This window comes from Nocardia sp. NPDC006044, assembly GCF_042871115.1.
Lineage (GTDB): Bacteria > Actinomycetota > Actinomycetes > Mycobacteriales > Mycobacteriaceae > Nocardia.
In genome coordinates, this window is record NZ_JBIAID010000005.1 from 650,016 (window position 1) to 668,174 (window position 18,159).

Genomic DNA, 18,159 nt, shown 5'->3' on the forward strand with positions numbered 1-18,159 from the left:
ACGGCAATCGGGGGAAGGAAAGGATTTCCGTGACAGATACGGACCTGCTCGCGACACCCGGGGTGGAATCCAACCCAACATCTCCGGGGGACCGCGAAAGTGACTCCGGACAGATTTCGAAGATGAGCGAACAAACCGACGTCGCACGATCGGGGCTGACTGGAATGTTGTTGCCGCAGTTGCGCGCGCTCGCGGGGGAGCTCGGTATCCGAGGGACCTCCGGAATGCGCAAAGGCGATTTGATCGCCGCAATCAAGGAAAATCAGGCCGGTAAACCGGCCAAGGGTGAAAAGCCCGAAGGGGGACAGGCCAAGTCCGCGGTTTCCGCCAAGGCCGATACGCCCGGTAATACGGAAGCGCCGGCCGCTCGGTCGACGCCCGCTCGGGCCGAACAGGGAACTCTCGATGTGGATCCCACCCCGGCGAAGAAGGAAACTCCGGTTGCCGAGGCGGCTGCCCCGGCGAAGGAATCCGCTCCCGTGAACTCGGCGCCGGCCGAGACCACCTCCGCCACCCCGGCCGAATCCACCGAGGATTCCGGTCGCGACGGCGGTCAGCGTGGTCGTGGTCGGCAGCGGCGCGGCCGTGACCAGGCGCGATCCGGCGGCGGTGAGACCGCTTCGACCGATGCGCGTGGTGACGAGCCGAAGCAGGACACCGAGCAGGGCGAGCGGCGCCGCGAGCGCAACCAGTCGGGCGAGCGGAATCAGTCCGAGCGCAACCAGGCCGGTGAGCGTAATCAGGGCGAGCGCAATCAGTCCGGTGACCGTGCGCCGGCGGGCGAGCGGAATCAGTCGGGTGAGCGCGGCCAGTCCGGCGAGCGCAACAACCAGAACGGCAACGGCGGCGGAAACGCCAACGGCGGCCGGAACAACGACCGCAACAACGCGCGCAACAACAATGACGACGACGAAGAAGGCGGTCGCGGGCGGCGGGGACGTCGATTCCGCGAGCGGCGTCGCGGGCGTGACCGCGAGCCGGGCACCGGTGGCGGCGAGGCGCGCGAGCTGGAGATCCGCGAGGACGACGTGCTCCAGCCGGTCGCGGGCATCCTCGACGTGCTGGACAACTACGCCTTCGTCCGGACCTCGGGCTACCTGGCCGGGCCGAACGACGTCTACGTGTCGATGAACCTGGTCCGCAAGAACGGCCTGCGCCGGGGTGACGCGATCACCGGCGCGGTGCGCGCCCCGCGCGACGGCGAGCAGAGCAACCAGCGGCAGAAGTTCGACCCGCTGGTCCGGCTGGACACGGTCAACGGCGGTGAGGTCGAGGCGGCCAAGCGGCGTCCCGAGTTCAGCAAGCTCACCCCGCTGTACCCGAATCAGCGACTGCGCCTGGAGACTCAGCCGAACAAGCTGACCACCCGGGTCATCGACCTGATCATGCCGATCGGTAAGGGCCAGCGCGCCCTGATCGTCTCGCCGCCGAAGGCCGGTAAGACGACGATCATGCAGGACATCGCGAACGCCATCGCCATCAACAACCCCGAGGTCTACCTCATGGTCGTGCTGGTCGACGAGCGTCCGGAAGAGGTCACCGATATGCAGCGCTCGGTGAAGGGTGAGGTCATCGCCTCCACCTTCGACCGGCCGCCGTCAGACCACACCTCGGTCGCCGAGCTCGCCATCGAGCGGGCCAAGCGACTGGTGGAAATGGGCAAAGACGTTGTGGTGCTGCTCGACTCGATCACTCGATTGGGCCGCGCGTACAACAACTCCTCGCCCGCTTCGGGTCGGATCCTGTCCGGTGGTGTCGATTCCACCGCGCTGTACCCGCCCAAGCGGTTCCTCGGCGCGGCGCGCAACATCGAGAACGGCGGCTCGCTCACCATCATCGCGACCGCGATGGTGGAGACCGGATCCACCGGTGACACGGTCATCTTCGAGGAATTCAAGGGCACCGGTAACGCGGAGCTCAAGCTGGACCGCAAGATCGCGGAACGGCGCGTGTTCCCCGCGGTGGACGTCAACCCGTCCGGCACGCGTAAGGACGAGCTACTGCTCAACCCGGACGAGGCCGCGGTGCTGCACAAGCTGCGCCGCGTACTGTCCGGCCTGGACTCGCACCAGGCGATCGATCTGCTGATCGACCGTCTGAAGAAGTCCAAGAACAACCTCGAGTTCCTGATGCAGGTGAGCAAGACCGCGCCTGGCGCTCTGGACGAGTAGGTTCGCAAGTCGCAATGCCGAGAGGGCTCCGTGTAAGCGGGGCCCTCTCGGCGTTCGCGGGCTGAAGAACAGCAACCCGATGCCGGCCGCGCCGCTGACCATGTAGCCGAGGATGACCGCCGCACTCGTCACCGCACTCCCCTCCGGAGCGGTGGCCGAGGACTGGACAGCGACGGCGGGTCCCGGCGCGGTCGAGGTCGCGGTGTCCGGAAGAGCACACCAGCCGACCGCGACAGCGAGAATCAACAGGCCGAAAATCGCGGACGCGACCCGGATGTTCACAAGTTCTCCCTTCGCTGGTCACGGCACGCCGTTGTGCTGGGGTCTCAAACTCTATGAACGAAGCTGTTCGTGTACGCGAGTAGCGAACTACCCGTCTTCAGCGTTCCGGAGACACCCGCGACGCGCGTGCCCGGACTTCCTGGGGCGGCGGCGATGGGGGGAGTACCTAGGGCGGGAACAAACCACTCGCCGGGGGTGTTTTGGGAGCGTAGGGGCTGTTCTGGCATACTGAACGGTCGTTGCGTCTGCTCTGTTCGAGCAGTGCTCCCGCCTAAGTCGGCTCCGGTTCACGTTCAGCGCGAATCTCGCGTGAACGACCCGGCGGCCAATATCGAGAGGACACCCATGAAGGCAGGAATTCACCCGACGTATGTCGACACCACGGTCGTCTGTGGTTGCGGCAATACGTTCCAGACTCGCAGCACCAAGGAGTCGGGACACATCAACGTCGAGGTCTGCTCGCAGTGCCACCCGTTCTACACCGGCAAGCAGAAGATCCTCGACACCGGTGGCCGCGTGGCCCGCTTCGAGGCTCGCTACGGCAAGCGTGCCGGCAAGAAGGCCGACGCGGACGACGCCGCAGCCAAGTAGCTTCCTCGCCGACGCCCGGTCCTGCTCACGCAGGCCGGGCGTCGGTGTTTTGTCCGGGGTCCTTTCAAACGGAAGAGGAAGCACAGTGACGCAACCGTCCGCGATCGACGACATTCTGGCCGAGCACGCCGGCCTGGAGACGCAGCTGGCCGATCCGGCGCTGCACAATGATCCGGGCGCGGCCCGCCGGGTCGGTAAGCGCTTCGCCGAGCTCGCGCCGATCATGGCCACTTACACCAAGCTGAAATCCGCGCGCGACGATCTCGCCGCCGCGCAGGAACTCGGCGCCGACGACGCGACCTTCGCCGCCGAGGTCCCCGAGCTGGAACGTCAGGTCGCCGAGCTGGAGCAGACCCTCGCGGACCTGCTCGCCCCGCGCGACCCGCACGACGGCGACGACGTGGTGCTCGAGGTGAAATCCGGTGAGGGCGGCGAGGAATCGGCCCTGTTCGCCTCCGATCTCGCGCGCATGTACGTCCGCTATGCCGAACGGCACGGCTGGAAGGTCGAGATCCTCGACGTCACCGTGTCCGATCTCGGCGGGTACAAGGACGCGACGCTGTCGATCAAGAGCCGCGACGCCGCGCGCGACGGTGTCTGGTCGCGGTTCAAGTTCGAGGGCGGCGTGCACCGGGTGCAGCGCGTTCCGGTGACCGAATCGCAGGGCCGCATCCACACGTCCGCGGCCGGCGTGCTGATCTACCCGGAGCCCGACGAGGTCGAGGCCGTGCAGATCGACGAGACCGACCTGCGCATCGACGTCTATCGTTCGTCGGGCAAGGGCGGCCAGGGCGTCAACACCACCGACTCCGCCGTCCGCATCACCCACCTGCCCTCCGGCATCGTGGTGACCTGCCAGAACGAGCGTTCGCAGCTGCAGAACAAGGCCCGCGCCATGCAGGTGCTGGCCGCGCGACTGCAGGCGCTCGCCGAGGAGCAGGCCGATCAGGAGGCCGCGGCGGGCCGGGCCAGCCAGATCCGCACGGTGGACCGTTCCGAGCGCATCCGCACATACAACTTCCCGGAGAATCGAATCGCCGACCATCGCATCGGTTTCAAGGCGCACAACCTGGACGCCGTGCTGGACGGCGACATGGACGCGCTGCTCGACGCCCTCGGCAAAGCCGATCGCGAAGCTCGAATGGCCGCGGAATAAATGACCCGCGAACCGCTGCGCCCCGCCATCAACGACGCCATCGAGACACTCAGGCAGGCCGGGGTGCACAGTCCGCAGGCCGACGCGGAGCAGTTGGCCGCGCACGTGATCGGGGTCGAGCGCAGCAGGCTGGTGCTCACCCCGCTCGTCGCGCCGGAGCGGCTGGCCGAGTTCCGCGCGCTGGTCGACCGGCGCGCGCAGCGAATTCCGTTGCAGCACTTGACCGGAACCGTGGCGATGGGCGAGATCGACCTGGCGGTCGGGCCCGGTGTGTTCGTGCCGCGTCCGGAGACCGAGCTGCTGTTCGCCTGGGCGCTGGCGCAACTCGAGGCGCTGCCGCACGATCGCCGGCCGATCGTCGTCGACCTGTGCACCGGCTCCGGTGCGCTGGCCCTGGCCATCGCGCACGCGCGCCCCGACGCCGACGTCCGTGCGGTGGAGCTCGACCCGGCCGCGCTGACATGGGCCCGGCGCAATGCCGATCAGTGCATCGCCGACGGCGACACGCCCATCACGCTTTATGCCGACGACGTCACCGACCCGGCTCTGCTGACCGAACTCGACGGCCGGGTCGACCTCGTGGTCGCCAACCCGCCCTACATTCCCGACGGCGCGCAGCTGGATCCCGAAGTCGCCGACCATGATCCGCACCTGGCCCTGTTCGGCGGCCCGGACGGCCTGGACGTCATCCGGGGCATGCTCCCCGTCATCACCCGCCTGCTGCGCCCCGGCGGTGCCACCGCGATCGAGCACGACGACTCCAACGGCTCCGACCTCGCGGCGCTACTCGGCAAAGGTGATTTCACCGACATCGCCGAACACCCCGACCTCGCGGGCAAACCGCGCTTCGTCGTCGCGACGCGCGGTCAGCGCTGATCGCTACCCGGTATGGGCGTCGACCACGCGGTTATGCCAAGGTAGCAACTGATTTCGTGAGTACATGGGTAACTCGTCGGGAACGGGCGAACCCGACCACTGCCTCACCGCCGGCCGCGTCTGTGCCGGGTGAAGCACCTAGGCCTGGCCAAGAGGCCCGGAGAGGCGGATTAGCATGGTGTCTGTGAGCACCGTCTATGACTGCGCGGATCCCGACACCCGCGCCGCAGGACTGACCGCAGCCACCAGTGCCCTGAAATCGGGGCGACTCGTCGTGCTGCCCACCGACACGCTGTACGGCCTGGCCGCGGACGCGTTCGACTCCACCGCGGTGAGCTCGCTGCTCGCGGCCAAGCGGCGCGGCCGCGACATGCCGGTGCCGGTCCTGGTCGGTTCCTGGCACACCATCGACGGACTGGTCTTCTCGGTCCGCCCGCAGGCCCGCGAGCTGATCCGGGCGTTCTGGCCCGGCGGCCTGAGTCTTGTTGTGCAGCAAGCTCCTTCGCTCGCCTGGGACCTCGGCGACACGCGTGGCACGGTGATGCTGCGGATGCCGCTGCACCCGGTCACCCTGGAGCTGCTCCGCGAGGTCGGCCCGCTGGCGGTGTCCAGCGCCAACGTCTCCGGCCAGCCGCCGGCCAAGACCTCCGACGAGGCCCGCGACCAACTGGGCGACCTGGTCAACGTCTATCTCGACGGCGGCCCGGCCGACCACGCCGTCGCCTCCACCATCATCGATCTCACCGCCGATCAGCCGCGCATCCTGCGCGAGGGCGCGGTACCCATCGCCGACATCGCCGAGGTGCTCGGCATGTCACCGGAGGCGCTGACCAGCGCCTCCATCCGATGATCGGTGGGTGCCGCGGATGACGGGTTCGGGTGCGGTCGTCCCGTTGCGGGAGCTATTGCTCGTCCTGCTCATCTCCGCGGTCGTGACCTTCCTGGCCACCGGCGGCATCCGGGTGCTCGCCATCGGCTTCGGCGCCGTGGCGGTGCCGCGCGATCGTGACGTGCACATCAAGCCGATCCCGCGGATGGGCGGGGTCGGCATCTATGTCGGGGTGGTCGCGGCGATGCTGTTCGCCTACCGGCTGCCCGCGCTGCGCCGTGGTTTCGACTACACCCCGAACATTCCGCTCGCGGTCCTGGTGGCGAGCACGATCATCGTCGCGGTCGGCATCGTCGACGACCGCTGGGGCCTGGACGCGCTGACCAAGTTCGCCGGCCAGGTGACCGCCGCGGGTGTGATGGCTGTCATGGGTTTGAGCTGGTACAGCATCTACAACCCGTTCAACAACACCACGGTGTTCCTCGACGCGCTGCAAGGCGGCCTGATCACGGTCGCGGTCACGGTGACCCTGGTCAACGCGATGAACTTCGTCGACGGGCTCGACGGTCTCGCGGCCGGGCTCGGGCTGATCGCGGCGGTCGCGGTATTCATCTTCGCGATCGGCCTGATGAACCAGCAGGGCGGCTCGGTAGACACCTACCCGCCCGCGTTGCTGGCCGCCGCGCTGGCCGGCGCCTGTCTCGGCTTCCTGCCGCACAATTTCCAGCCCGCGCGGATCTTCATGGGCGACTCCGGCTCGATGCTGATCGGCCTGGTGCTGGCCGCGGTCTCGACCAGCGCCTCGGGGCGTATCCCGCTGCAGGGCTTCGGCACCCGCGACATCGTCGGCCTGCTGTCGCCGCTGCTGCTGGTCGGCGCGGTCATGTTCATTCCGGTGCTCGATCTGGTGCTGGCCATCATCCGGCGGGTGCGCGCGGGTGTGAGCTTCTCCACTCCGGACAAGATGCACCTGCATCACCGATTGCTGCAGATCGGGCACTCGCACCGGCGTGTGGTGCTGCTCATCTACTTGTGGGTCGGCATCCTCGCGTTCGGCGCGGTCGGCACGGCATTGATGAACCTCACACTGGTCGTCCTGCTGGTCGCGGGCGGGCTGGTCTTCGCCCTGGTGGTGACCGCTATCCCTGGGCTGCGGCGCGGGGAGGCAGCGGGGGACCGGCCACCGTCCGGGTAAGGTTCGCGAATGTGAACTTCACTCCCACTCCGGTCCCCGGTCCCGACGCCCCGCTCAAGGCGGCGTTGCGCTACGGCTTGATCGGTTTGGGCGCGCTGATTGTGTTGTCCGTCGCAATCGGCGCCGCGGCCGCGGGCATGCCCGGCCTGTGGGGTGCGTTGATCGGCTCGGCCATCGGCGGCGGCTTCATTCTGACCACCGCCGCGGTGGTGTTGTTCGGCGCGAAATTGCCCCCGTCGACGGCGGGCATGGTGATGCTGGCCAGCTGGGTGGGTAAAATGCTGGTGGCCCTTTTGGTCATAGCAATACTGAATCAATTCGACTTTTATGACCGAATGGTCCTTTTCCTGACCGTGATCGGCGCGTTGGTCATCGTCCTCGGTGCGGAGACGTATGGCGTTGTCAGACAGAAGGTTCCGTACGTGACGGTGCCGGATTCGACCCCGGAAACGCCGCCTCGGGAAGATTGATCCCCACCCACCTACACGCTGTCGTAGATAACTTGGTAAAGTGTTGGTAAGCAAGCAACCAAGCGAGGGGGGATCGCCAAGATCCCTCCGAGTGCCGCTATGCTTACTGCCGTGCCGGGCTCTGAGGGTTCCGGTTCTGCATGTCGACGATGTCGCCGACACACGTACAGACGCCAGGTGGAATCAAAACCCGCCGCACAGCTGCTGACGAACTTCGAGCCGACCTGAGTCGACCCAAATTGATCGTCAATGTCCGATCGAACCGTGGGATCAACCGAACCCACGGCCCGAACACGGGAGAGAACGCTGAGCGTCACCACTTTGGCGGGCGAGTTCCACGCGCCATCGCTGTCCGACTTCTTCCCTCCAGCGCTGCTGTTCGAGGGTACGCCGTTCGAACTCGATCGTTTGATGCTTATCAGGCTGATCATGTCGGCGGTCCTGATTGTCGTGATGCTGCTGGCTTTCCGGAATCCCCGCCTCATCCCGCGCGGACTGCAGAACATCGCCGAAACCGGTCTGGTGTTCGTCAAGGAGCAGATTTCCGACGAGATCCTCGGTAAAGAAACCGGTCGCAAGTACTTCCCGCTGATCGCGACAATCTTCTTCTCGGTGCTCTTTCTGAACTTCTCCGGCATCGTTCCGGGTTTGAACATCTCGTCGAACGCCCGAATCGGCTTTCCGCTTGTGCTCGCCCTCATCGCCTACATCGCGTTCAACTACGTGGGTATCAAGAAGTACGGGTTCTGGACCTACCTGCGCAGCAGCGTCGTGGTGCCGAATGTGCCGCCCGCGCTGCACGTGCTGCTGATTCCGATCGAGTTCGTCTCGACGTTCGTGCTGCGTCCGTTCACGCTGACCGTCCGACTCATGGCCAACATGCTGGCCGGCCACATCATGCTGGTGCTTTTCTTCAGCGCCACCTGGTTCTTCCTGTTCGACGCGGTCGCGTGGATGAAGGTGTTCTCGCCGTTCTCGCTGCTCGCGGGTCTCGGGTTCACCCTCTTCGAACTCCTGGTCATCTTCTTGCAGGCCTACGTTTTCGCCCTGCTGACCGCGGTCTACATCGGACTTGCGCAGCACGCAGATTCGCACTGACCCACAACTACCGGATACCTGCTACACACGCCGACCGGCGGGTGAGCAACAGAAAGGGAAATGGAACCTCATGAGCCTCGCTTACTTGGCCCAGGAAGCCGCTTCGAACTCTGACAAGATCAAGGGCTACGGCGCCATCGGCTACGGTCTCGCCGCCATCGGCCCCGGCATCGGCGTCGGCATCGTCGTCGGTAAGGCGATCGAGGGCATTGCCCGTCAGCCCGAGCTCCAGGGCACGATCCGTACCAACATGTTCCTCGGTATCGCGTTCACCGAGGCCCTCGCCCTGATCGGCCTTGTGGCCGGCTTCATCTTCTGATTGCCATGAACGGGCTTTCTGTGTTCGCCGCGGATGCGGGGGAAGACATCAACCCCCTCATCCCCGAGACTTACGACATCGTGTGGTCGGTGGTCTGCATCGCGATCATCGGCGTCGTTTTCTACAAGTATGTGATCCCTCGCTTGCTCAAGGTGCTCGACGAGCGCAGCGATAAGATCGAGGGCGGCATCGCCCGGGCCGAGGCCGCGCAAGAAGAGGCCCAGCTCACACTGCAGCAGTACCAGCAGCAGCTGGCCGAAGCCCGGCTCGAGGCCTCGCGCATCCGTGAGGACGCGCGCACCCAGGGTCAGCAGATCCTCGCGCAGATGCGCGCGGACGCGCAGGCCGAAAGTGATCGCATCGTTGCCGCAGGCCAGAGCCAGCTGGAAGCACAGCGCCAGCAAATCCTTACCGAACTGCGCTCCGAACTCGGCCATACCGCCGTAGATTTGGCCGAAAAGATTATCGGGCAGTCGGTTTCGGACGAAGCTAAGCAGGCGGCGTCGATCGAGCGGTTCCTGACCGAGCTCGACGACGAGTCGAAAGCCGGCATCGGGGTCGGAAGGTAGCGACACGAAAGTGAGAAGCATGTACGCAGCGAGCCGCGAGGCCTGCGCCCGGTCTCGGGAGGCGCTCAGGGCCGCTCTGACCGGAAGCGACAGTGTCGCGGCCACAACGGGTTCCGAATTGTTCGCCGTTGTCGCCGTGCTGGACGACCAGCGTTCGCTGCGTGTTGCGCTCGCGGACGTGTCGGTGCCCGGCTCGGTCCGGGCCGAGCTCAGTGAACGGGTCTTCGGCGGCAAGGTCAGTCCGGCCACCCAGGCCGCGCTGACCACCGCCGTGGCCCAGGACTGGTCCCGGACCGCCGACCTGGTCGACACCCTGGTGTTGCTCGGGCAAGAGGCGTTGCTGGAGTCGGCGGCCGACAGCGGCCGGCTCGACGCGGTCGAGGACGAGCTGTTCCGGCTCGGCCGGATCATCAGCGACAATCCCGACCTCGAGCAGGCCCTCGCCGACCGGACCAAACCGGCCGACGCCAAGCGGGAACTGATCGATCGCCTGCTCACCGGCAAGACCGAATCCATCACCCTCACCCTGGCTGAGCAGGTGGTGACCAGGCAGAAGACGGCAGTCGGGGTGGCATTCGACGAACTGTCCGACCTGGCCGCGGCCCGTCGCGACCAGATCGTGGCGCACGTGCGCGCGGCGATCGAACTGTCTGCGCAGCAGCGCGAGCGGCTTGCCGCCTCGCTGAATCGCATCTACGGCAAGCCGATCCAGGTGCACGTACAGGTCGACCCGAGTCTGCTGAGCGGGCTGGTCGTACACGTCGGCGACGACGTGATCGACGGCAGCGCCATCGGCCGGCTCGAACGGCTGCGTCGGTCCCTGACCTGACGTCCCTCCTTCCCCCCGACATCCGACACAGCGAGAGCAGGAAGAACATGGCGGAGCTGACGATCTCCTCCGACGAGATCCGTAGCGCGATCGAGAGCTACACCCAGAGTTACACCCCCGAGACCTCCATCGAAGAAGTCGGTGTGGTCACCGACACCAGCGACGGCATCGCGCATGTCAGCGGCCTGCCTTCGGCAATGGCCAATGAGCTGCTGGAGTTCCCGGGTGGCGTGCTCGGCGTGGCGCTGAACCTCGAAGACCGCTCGATCGGTGCGGTCATCCTCGGCGAATACGCCGACCTCGAAGAGGGCCAGCAGGTCCGCCGGACCGGCGACGTGCTCTCCGTTCCGGTCGGCGACAACTTCCTCGGCCGCGTGGTCGACCCGCTCGGCCAGCCGATCGACGGCCTCGGCGAGATCGAGGCCGACGAGCGTCGCGTGCTGGAACTGCAGGCCGCGACCGTGCTGGAGCGTCAGCCGGTCGAGGAGCCGCTGGCCACCGGCATCACCGCCATCGACGCCCTGACCGCGATCGGCCGTGGCCAGCGTCAGCTGATCATCGGCGACCGCAAGACCGGCAAGACCGCGGTCTGCATCGACGCCATCCTGGCGCAGAAGGCGAACTGGGATTCCGGCGACCCGAGCAAGCAGGTGCGCTGCATCTACGTCGCGATCGGTCAGAAGGGCTCCACCATCGCGGGCGTCAAGTCCGCGCTGGAGGCCCGTGGCGCGCTGGAGTACACCACCATCGTCGCGGCCCCCGCGTCCGACTCGGCCGGCTTCAAATGGCTTGCGCCGTACACGGGTTCGGCCATCGGCCAGCACTGGATGTACCAGGGCAAGCACGTCCTCATCGTGTTCGACGACCTGACCAAGCAGGCGGAGGCGTACCGCGCCATCTCGCTGCTGCTGCGTCGCCCGCCGGGCCGCGAGGCGTACCCGGGTGACGTCTTCTACCTGCACTCGCGTCTGCTCGAGCGTTGCGCCAAGCTCTCCGACGAGATGGGCGCCGGCTCGATGACCGGTCTGCCGATCATCGAGACCAAGGCCAACGACATCTCGGCGTTCATCCCGACCAACGTCATCTCGATCACCGACGGCCAGGTCTTCCTTGAGTCCGACCTGTTCAACAAGGGTGTCCGCCCGGCGATCAACGTCGGTACCTCGGTCTCCCGTGTCGGTGGCGCGGCCCAGACCAAGGGCATGAAGAAGGTCGCCGGCTCGCTGCGCCTGGAAATGGCGCAGTTCCGCGAGCTGGAGGCGTTCTCCGCGTTCGCCTCCGACCTCGATGCCGCGTCGCTGGCGCAGCTCGAGCGCGGCGCCCGCTGGGTCGAGCTGCTCAAGCAGGACCAGTACTCCCCGGTCGCCGTCGAGGACCAGATCGTCTCGATCTTCCTGGTCGACGACGGTCGCTTCGACTCGGTTCCGGTCGCCGACATCCGCCGGTTCAACAGCGAACTGCTCGAGCACCTGCACCGCGCCGCGGCCGACGCCTTCAAGTCGATCGAGGGTGGCAAGGTGCTCAAGGACGAGGCCGCCGACCAGATCAAGGCGGAGACCGACAAGTTCAAGCAGGGCTTCCTCGCCTCCGACGGCAGCCGTGTGGTGAACGAGGCCGAGGCGGGCGATCTCGAGCACGAAGAGGTCGAGACGCTCTCGGTCACCCGCAAGCACGTCGAGAAGTGACGCGGGTTCTGGACTGATGCGAGCTACTCGTTATCTCGAGACGAATGAAGGGAGTGTGAACCGCTGATGGCAAGCTTGCGTGAATTGCGCTCCCGCATTCGTGGTGTGAATTCGATCAAGAAGATCACCAAGGCCCAGGAGCTGATCGCGACCTCGCGAATCTCCAAGGCGCAGGCCAGGGTTGCGGCCGCCAAGCCGTACGCCGAGGAGATCACCAAGGTCCTCGGTGAACTGGCGAACGCGTCGAAGAACCTGACCCACCCGTTGCTGACCGAGCGCGCCGAGCCGCGCCGGGCCGCGGTGCTGGTGATCACCAGCGACAGCGGCATGGCCGGTGGCTACAACTCCAACGTGCTCAAGCGCGCCGAAGAGTTGATGCACACCCTGCGTGGCGAGGGTAAAGAGCCGGTGATCTACGTGATGGGCAACAAGGGCCTCACGTACTACACCTTCCGTAACCGCACCCCCGTCGCCTCGTGGACCGGGTTCTCACAGCAGCCGAAGTACACCGATGCGTCGGCCGCCTGCAACCACCTGGTCGAGGCGTTCATGGCCGGTTCCGAGGGCGTGGTTCCCGCGCCGAACGGCACCGGCGACATCGCGGGCGTGGACGAGCTGCACATCGTGTACACGCGGTTCGTGTCGATGCTGACCCAGACCCCGGAGGTGCGCCGGCTGGCGCCGATCCAGGTCAGCTACGTCGACGAGAACTTCGACATGGGTGAGGACTTCGTGTCCGATTCGCCGACGGCGGATGTGCACGCGCAGTACGAGTTCGAGCCCGACGCCGATGTACTGCTGGCGGCCCTGCTGCCGAAGTACATCAACACGCGTATCTACTCATCGTTGCTCGAGGCAGCGGCATCCGAGTCCGCGGCTCGGCGCACCGCAATGAAGGCAGCCACCGATAACGCCAACGACCTCGCCACGGATCTGTCCCGGCAGGCGAACTCGGTGCGGCAGGCCCAGATCACGCAGGAAATCAGCGAAATTGTCGGCGGCGTAAACGCGCTGGCTTCGAGCTCGGACCGCGACTAAGAAGCGCAGGAAGAGAAAAATGACCGCAGCAGTCACGCAAGACAACACGAGTCGGACCGGCGCAGACTCAGGTCGCGTCGTCCGAGTCATCGGCCCCGTCGTCGACGTCGAGTTCCCCCGGGGCTCGATTCCCGACCTGTTCAACGCCTTGCACGCCGAGATCACCCTGACCTCGGTGGCCAAGACGCTGACCCTCGAGGTCGCTCAGCACCTCGGCGACGGCATCGTGCGTTGCATCTCCATGCAGCCCACCGACGGCCTGGTCCGCAGCGCCCCCGTCACCGACACCGGCAAGCCGATCTCGGTTCCGGTCGGCGACGTGGTCAAGGGCCACGTGTTCAACGCCCTCGGCGATTGCCTGGACAGCCCGGGTCTCGGCCGCGACGGCGAGCAGTGGGGCATCCACCGCAAGCCCCCGTCATTCGACCAGCTCGAGGGTAAGACCGAGATCCTGGAGACGGGCATCAAGGTCATCGACCTGCTCACCCCGTACGTGAAGGGTGGCAAGATCGGCCTGTTCGGTGGCGCCGGTGTCGGCAAGACCGTGCTCATCCAGGAGATGATCACCCGTATCGCGCGGGAGTTCTCGGGTACCTCCGTGTTCGCCGGCGTCGGCGAGCGCACCCGTGAGGGCACCGACCTCCGCCTGGAAATGGAAGAGATGGGCGTCCTCCCGGATACCGCCCTGGTCTTCGGCCAGATGGACGAGCCGCCGGGCACCCGTATGCGCGTCGCCCTCTCGGCCCTCACCATGGCCGAGTACTTCCGCGACGTGCAGCACCAGGACGTGCTGCTGTTCATCGACAACATCTTCCGGTTCACCCAGGCCGGTTCCGAGGTGTCGACCCTGCTCGGCCGCATGCCCTCGGCCGTCGGTTACCAGCCGACTCTCGCGGACGAGATGGGTGAGCTCCAGGAGCGCATCACCTCGACCCGTGGTCGCTCGATCACCTCCCTGCAGGCGATCTACGTGCCCGCCGACGACTACACCGACCCGGCGCCGGCCACCACCTTCGCCCACCTCGATGCGACGACCGAGCTTTCGCGCCCGATCTCGCAGAAGGGCATCTACCCGGCCGTCGACCCGCTGACCTCGACGTCCCGGATCCTCGAGGCCTCCATTGTTGGTGACCGGCACTTCGCCGTGGCCAACGAGGTGAAGCGAATCCTGCAGAAGTACAAGGAACTGCAGGACATCATCGCCATCCTCGGCATGGACGAGCTCTCCGAAGAGGACAAGGTCCTCGTCGGCCGCGCCCGTCGCCTGGAGAAGTTCCTCGGCCAGAACTTCATCGTGGCCGAGAAGTTCACCGGCCAGGTCGGTTCGGTGGTTCCGCTGGAGCAGACCATCGACGACTTCGACCGGGTCTGCAAGGGCGAGTTCGACCACTTCCCGGAGCAGGCGTTCAACAGCTGCGGTGGTCTCGACGATGTCGAGGCGGCCGCGAAGAAGATCGCCGGAAAGTAGTCCCGATGTCGGAAATGTCAGTTGATCTCGTCGCCGTCGAACGGTTGCTCTGGTCCGGCCAGGCAACGTTCGTGGCCGCGCAGACCACCGAGGGTCAGATCGGCATCATGCCGGGCCACGAGCCGCTGCTCGGCCAGCTGGTCGAGGGCGGCACCGTGGCCATCGTGTCCACCGAGGGCGAGCGCATCGTCGCGGCGGTGCACGGCGGCTTCTTCTCGGTGACCGCCACCACGGTCCGGATTCTGGCCGAGTCGGCGGAATTCGCCGACGAGGTGGATGTCGAGGCGGCTCGGCGCGTGCTGGCCGACTCGGCGGCCAGCGAAGAGGACCAGCTGGCGGCGCAGGCCCAGGTCCGCGCGGCCGAGCAGGCTGCGAACGCGTAAGCGACAACCGGATATAGAGCACGAGACTGTCGGCGGCGAAGGGATCTTCGCCGCCGACAGTCGTCTTAAGAGCACTGACGGTCGTCTTAATACACGGCCCCCCAGTTTGTAAACTCGGTGTCGTGGTTGAATGACCGCACGGCGGTGCGCCCGACGGGTCCGGAGGCGATGGTTTCCGTGGACCCGGAGGAGCTTGCGGGGACCGCCAATTGAATAGAGCGTCGACGCCACGGCGACAGAGCGAAGGGACGAACTGCATTGCAGACCGGGATGGTTCTCCTGATCATTCTGGTGCTCACGCTCGTGTTCTTGGCCCTCGCGTCTACCTATCGCCTGATCATGTTGCGGCGCGGCGGAACTGCGGCGCTGTTGCGGGTGCTGCCCGCGCGCGGCGGCCAGGGTTGGCGGCACGGATTGATCCGGTACGACGAGGACCGAATGGTCTTTTTCAAGTTGACCAGTTTGAAACTCGGACCCGACTGCACAATTCGCCGTCAAGGCATCGAGATCGGCGACCGCCGCGGACCGGTCGGCGACGAATTCGACATCATGAGCGACGACATCGCGGTGATCGCGGTCTCCGATCGGGACGGCAGCTTCGAGCTGGCCCTGGATCGAGCGTCGCGGACCGCGTTCTTGTCCTGGGTGGAGTCTCGCCCCTCGGACCGCACGCGCCGAATGCGCTAGTGGGATGGGACCGAGATCGTCGCACCTGAGCCTGGCCTGGATTCGCGGGGAGGCCGGAGAGCTAGGGTTGGGGCTGTGAGTGTTCATCTGACGCGGATCTACACGCGCACCGGCGACGACGGAACCACCGGTCTCAGCGATTTCTCGCGGGTGGCGAAGACCGATCCGCGCCTGGTCGCGTACGCCGATTGCGATGAGACGAACGCCGCGCTCGGAGTGGCGATCGCGCTCGGGCAGCCCGCGGCGCAGGTGCGCGAAGTCCTGCTGCAAATACAGAACGATCTGTTCGATGCCGGCGCCGATCTGTCCACCCCGGTTGTCGCGGAGCCGAAGTACCCGCCGCTGCGCATCACCCAGCCCTACATCGACCGGCTCGAGGGGTGGTGCGATGAGTTCAATGCTGAACTGCCGGCACTGAATTCGTTCATCCTGCCCGGCGGGACACCGCTGGCGGCGCTGCTGCACACGGCGCGCACGGTGGCGCGGCGCGCGGAGCGATCGGCGTGGGCGGCGATCGAGACACACCCGGACGATACGAACGTTTTGCCGGCCAAATACCTCAACCGGCTTTCGGATCTGCTGTTCATCCTGAGCCGCGTGGCCAATCCGGGCGGCGATATCCTGTGGAAGCCCGGCGGAACCAGGTCGAGCACCTGATAATGCTCGAGACACGAGGACGCACGTCCTCGAGTTCATGGGTACACCCCGGGTACACCCAGAACTCGGCCCCGGCACCAGACCGCCGGCCCGCAACCGAACTACCGTGGCACCCACCAGTGCGCTGAATACCCGGAGTGGCGGAACAGTGCCGCAACTATCCTTGCACCCAACAGTGCGCCGAATACGCGGAGAGGCGGCATGGAACGGTTTTTGGTTACCGGCGGGAATCGACTCGTCGGTGAAGTCACGGTGGGGGGCGCCAAGAACAGCGTCCTCAAGCTGATGGCCGCTGCCTTGCTGGCCGAGGGCACCACCACGATCACGAACTGCCCGGACATTCTGGACGTGCCGCTGATGGGTGACGTGCTGCGCGGCCTCGGCTGCGACGTCGCGATCGACGCGGGGGTGGTCACCATCGACACCCCGGCCGAACCGAAGTATCACGCGGACTTCCCCGCGGTGACGCAGTTCCGCGCGTCGGTCTGTGTGCTCGGCCCGCTGATGGCGCGCTGCAAGCGCGCGGTCGTCGCGCTGCCCGGCGGTGACGCGATCGGCTCCCGGCCGCTGGACATGCACCAGGCCGGCCTGCGGTTGCTCGGCGCGACCAGCGAGATCGAGCACGGTTGCGTGGTCGCGCGGGCCGACGAGTTGCAGGGCGCCAAGATTCGGCTCGACTTCCCCTCGGTGGGCGCGACCGAGAACATCCTGATGGCCGCCGTGCTCGCCGAGGGCGAGACCGTCATCGACAACGCGGCGCGCGAACCCGACATCGTCGACCTGTGCAACATGCTGGTGCAGATGGGTGCCCGGATCACCGGCGCGGGCACGTCGGTGCTGACCGTGCAGGGCGTCAAGCGTCTGTCGCCGACGACGCACCGCGTGATCGGCGATCGCATCGTGGCCGCGACATGGGGCATTGCCGCGGCGATGACCATGGGTGACGTCCGGGTGACCGGGGTCAATCCGAAGCACCTGTCCCTGGTGCTGGACAAGCTGCGCTCGGCCGGCGCGCGAATCTCGTTCGAGCAGGACGGTTTTCGGGTCGTGCAGGCCGAGCGTCCGCGCGCGGTCAACTTCTCCACGCTGCCGTTCCCGGGGTTCCCGACCGACCTGCAGCCGATGGCGATCGGGCTCGCCGCGATCGCCGACGGCACGTCGATGATCACCGAGAACGTCTTCGAGGCGCGGTTCCGTTTCGTGGAGGAGATGATCCGGTTGGGCGCCGACGCGCGGACCGATGGTCATCACGCTGTGGTGCGCGGTATCCCGCGGTTGTCGAGCGCGCCGGTGTGGTCGTCCGATATTCGGGCCGGCGCCGGTCTCGTACTCGCCGGTCTGGTCGCCGACGGGACGACCGAGGTGCACGACGTCTTCCACATCGACCGTGGCTACCCGAATTTCGTCGAGCAGCTGCAGGCGCTGGGTGGGGAAGTGACGCGAGTCGGCGCGGCGGAATGATGCGCCGGCGCCCAAATCGCTTCCTGCCCAGCCGCACCCGCCACGGAGCTACTGCGTCTCACCCCCTCTGATCAGGGGATTTGACATGGTGCACGCAGACACGTAACTTAGTTCGAGTCAGAGCGACACGGACACCGACCCGGTGCCGAGGAGCTGAGCGGAAACGCGAAGCGACGGCCAGGGACACGAGGTAGTACGAGGAGCGCCTGACGCTCACATTGGCTCGATCGAGACCCCGGATTTGGTTCTGGGGGAACGGCTGAGCTAAGCTGGATAAGTTGCCTCACCGATCAAGCGGACAAGATCCGTGCGATGGTGTGTGCGTGTGTTCTTTGAGAACTCAATAGTGTGTCGATGAATGTCAGTGCCAATATTTTATTGGTTCCGATTCCTCA

18 protein-coding genes are annotated in these 18,159 nt (G+C 66.2%); all 18 read left to right on the forward strand.

Going from position 1 to position 18,159, the window contains the following annotated elements:
- The first annotated feature begins 29 nt into the window (after window positions 1–29).
- The 18 genes from rho to murA all read left to right on the forward strand — a co-directional run bounded on the left by rho (window position 30) and on the right by murA (window position 17,764).
- Window positions 30–2,171: a transcription termination factor Rho gene (rho, locus tag ACFYO1_RS39135; protein WP_387243084.1), complete on the forward strand. Its 2,142-nt coding sequence runs from the start codon at window positions 30–32 to the stop codon at window positions 2,169–2,171.
- Window positions 2,172–2,798: 627 nt separating this feature from the next.
- Complete coding sequence (rpmE, locus tag ACFYO1_RS39140; RefSeq protein WP_107654442.1) at window positions 2,799–3,044, forward strand: 50S ribosomal protein L31; 246 nt, start codon at window positions 2,799–2,801, stop codon at window positions 3,042–3,044.
- 85 nt (window positions 3,045–3,129) lie between these two features.
- Window positions 3,130–4,200, forward strand: a complete 1,071-nt coding sequence (prfA, locus tag ACFYO1_RS39145) for a peptide chain release factor 1 (RefSeq protein ID WP_378725347.1) — start codon at window positions 3,130–3,132, stop codon at window positions 4,198–4,200.
- A complete protein-coding gene (gene prmC, locus ACFYO1_RS39150) occupies window positions 4,201–5,076 on the forward strand; it encodes a peptide chain release factor N(5)-glutamine methyltransferase (RefSeq protein ID WP_387243088.1) in 876 nt (291 codons plus the stop codon). It begins immediately after the preceding gene.
- Between the two features lie 184 nt (window positions 5,077–5,260).
- Window positions 5,261–5,926 (forward strand): L-threonylcarbamoyladenylate synthase, encoded by a 666-nt coding sequence (locus ACFYO1_RS39155; protein WP_387243091.1) that lies wholly within the window; start codon window positions 5,261–5,263, stop codon window positions 5,924–5,926.
- 16 nt (window positions 5,927–5,942) lie between these two features.
- Window positions 5,943–7,100 carry an MraY family glycosyltransferase gene (locus ACFYO1_RS39160; protein ID WP_150407937.1) on the forward strand — a complete coding sequence of 386 codons (1,158 nt, stop codon included), beginning with the start codon at window positions 5,943–5,945 and terminating at the stop codon, window positions 7,098–7,100.
- An 11-nt stretch (window positions 7,101–7,111) separates the two neighbouring features.
- Window positions 7,112–7,570 carry a hypothetical protein gene (locus ACFYO1_RS39165; protein WP_387243094.1) on the forward strand — a complete coding sequence of 153 codons (459 nt, stop codon included), beginning with the start codon at window positions 7,112–7,114 and terminating at the stop codon, window positions 7,568–7,570.
- A 249-nt stretch (window positions 7,571–7,819) separates the two neighbouring features.
- Window positions 7,820–8,668, forward strand: coding sequence for a F0F1 ATP synthase subunit A (gene atpB / locus ACFYO1_RS39170; RefSeq protein WP_378725356.1), 849 nt, complete (start codon window positions 7,820–7,822; stop codon window positions 8,666–8,668).
- 70 nt (window positions 8,669–8,738) lie between these two features.
- Window positions 8,739–8,987 (forward strand): ATP synthase F0 subunit C, encoded by a 249-nt coding sequence (locus tag ACFYO1_RS39175; RefSeq protein WP_150407935.1) that lies wholly within the window; start codon window positions 8,739–8,741, stop codon window positions 8,985–8,987.
- Between the two features lie 5 nt (window positions 8,988–8,992).
- Window positions 8,993–9,556 (forward strand): F0F1 ATP synthase subunit B, encoded by a 564-nt coding sequence (locus ACFYO1_RS39180; RefSeq protein WP_191094429.1) that lies wholly within the window; start codon window positions 8,993–8,995, stop codon window positions 9,554–9,556.
- A gap of 19 nt (window positions 9,557–9,575) precedes the next feature.
- On the forward strand, window positions 9,576–10,385 hold the full coding sequence (locus ACFYO1_RS39185; RefSeq protein WP_387243099.1) for a F0F1 ATP synthase subunit delta: 810 nt from the start codon (window positions 9,576–9,578) through the stop codon (window positions 10,383–10,385).
- 47 nt (window positions 10,386–10,432) lie between these two features.
- Window positions 10,433–12,070, forward strand: coding sequence for a F0F1 ATP synthase subunit alpha (atpA, locus tag ACFYO1_RS39190; protein ID WP_387243102.1), 1,638 nt, complete (start codon window positions 10,433–10,435; stop codon window positions 12,068–12,070).
- Window positions 12,071–12,136: 66 nt separating this feature from the next.
- On the forward strand, window positions 12,137–13,108 hold the full coding sequence (locus tag ACFYO1_RS39195) for a F0F1 ATP synthase subunit gamma (RefSeq protein WP_150407931.1): 972 nt from the start codon (window positions 12,137–12,139) through the stop codon (window positions 13,106–13,108).
- A gap of 19 nt (window positions 13,109–13,127) precedes the next feature.
- Window positions 13,128–14,576, forward strand: a complete 1,449-nt coding sequence (gene atpD, locus ACFYO1_RS39200; RefSeq protein WP_387243105.1) for a F0F1 ATP synthase subunit beta — start codon at window positions 13,128–13,130, stop codon at window positions 14,574–14,576.
- Window positions 14,577–14,581: 5 nt separating this feature from the next.
- The gene (locus ACFYO1_RS39205) at window positions 14,582–14,959 is read left to right on the forward strand and encodes a F0F1 ATP synthase subunit epsilon (RefSeq protein ID WP_150407929.1); all 378 of its coding nucleotides are present in this window, start codon (window positions 14,582–14,584) and stop codon (window positions 14,957–14,959) included.
- 270 nt (window positions 14,960–15,229) lie between these two features.
- Window positions 15,230–15,646 carry a DUF2550 domain-containing protein gene (locus ACFYO1_RS39210; protein WP_191094428.1) on the forward strand — a complete coding sequence of 139 codons (417 nt, stop codon included), beginning with the start codon at window positions 15,230–15,232 and terminating at the stop codon, window positions 15,644–15,646.
- A gap of 75 nt (window positions 15,647–15,721) precedes the next feature.
- Window positions 15,722–16,303, forward strand: coding sequence for a cob(I)yrinic acid a,c-diamide adenosyltransferase (locus ACFYO1_RS39215; RefSeq protein WP_387243109.1), 582 nt, complete (start codon window positions 15,722–15,724; stop codon window positions 16,301–16,303).
- A 201-nt stretch (window positions 16,304–16,504) separates the two neighbouring features.
- Window positions 16,505–17,764, forward strand: coding sequence for a UDP-N-acetylglucosamine 1-carboxyvinyltransferase (murA, locus tag ACFYO1_RS39220; RefSeq protein ID WP_387243112.1), 1,260 nt, complete (start codon window positions 16,505–16,507; stop codon window positions 17,762–17,764).
- The last annotated feature ends 395 nt before the right edge of the window (window positions 17,765–18,159 follow it).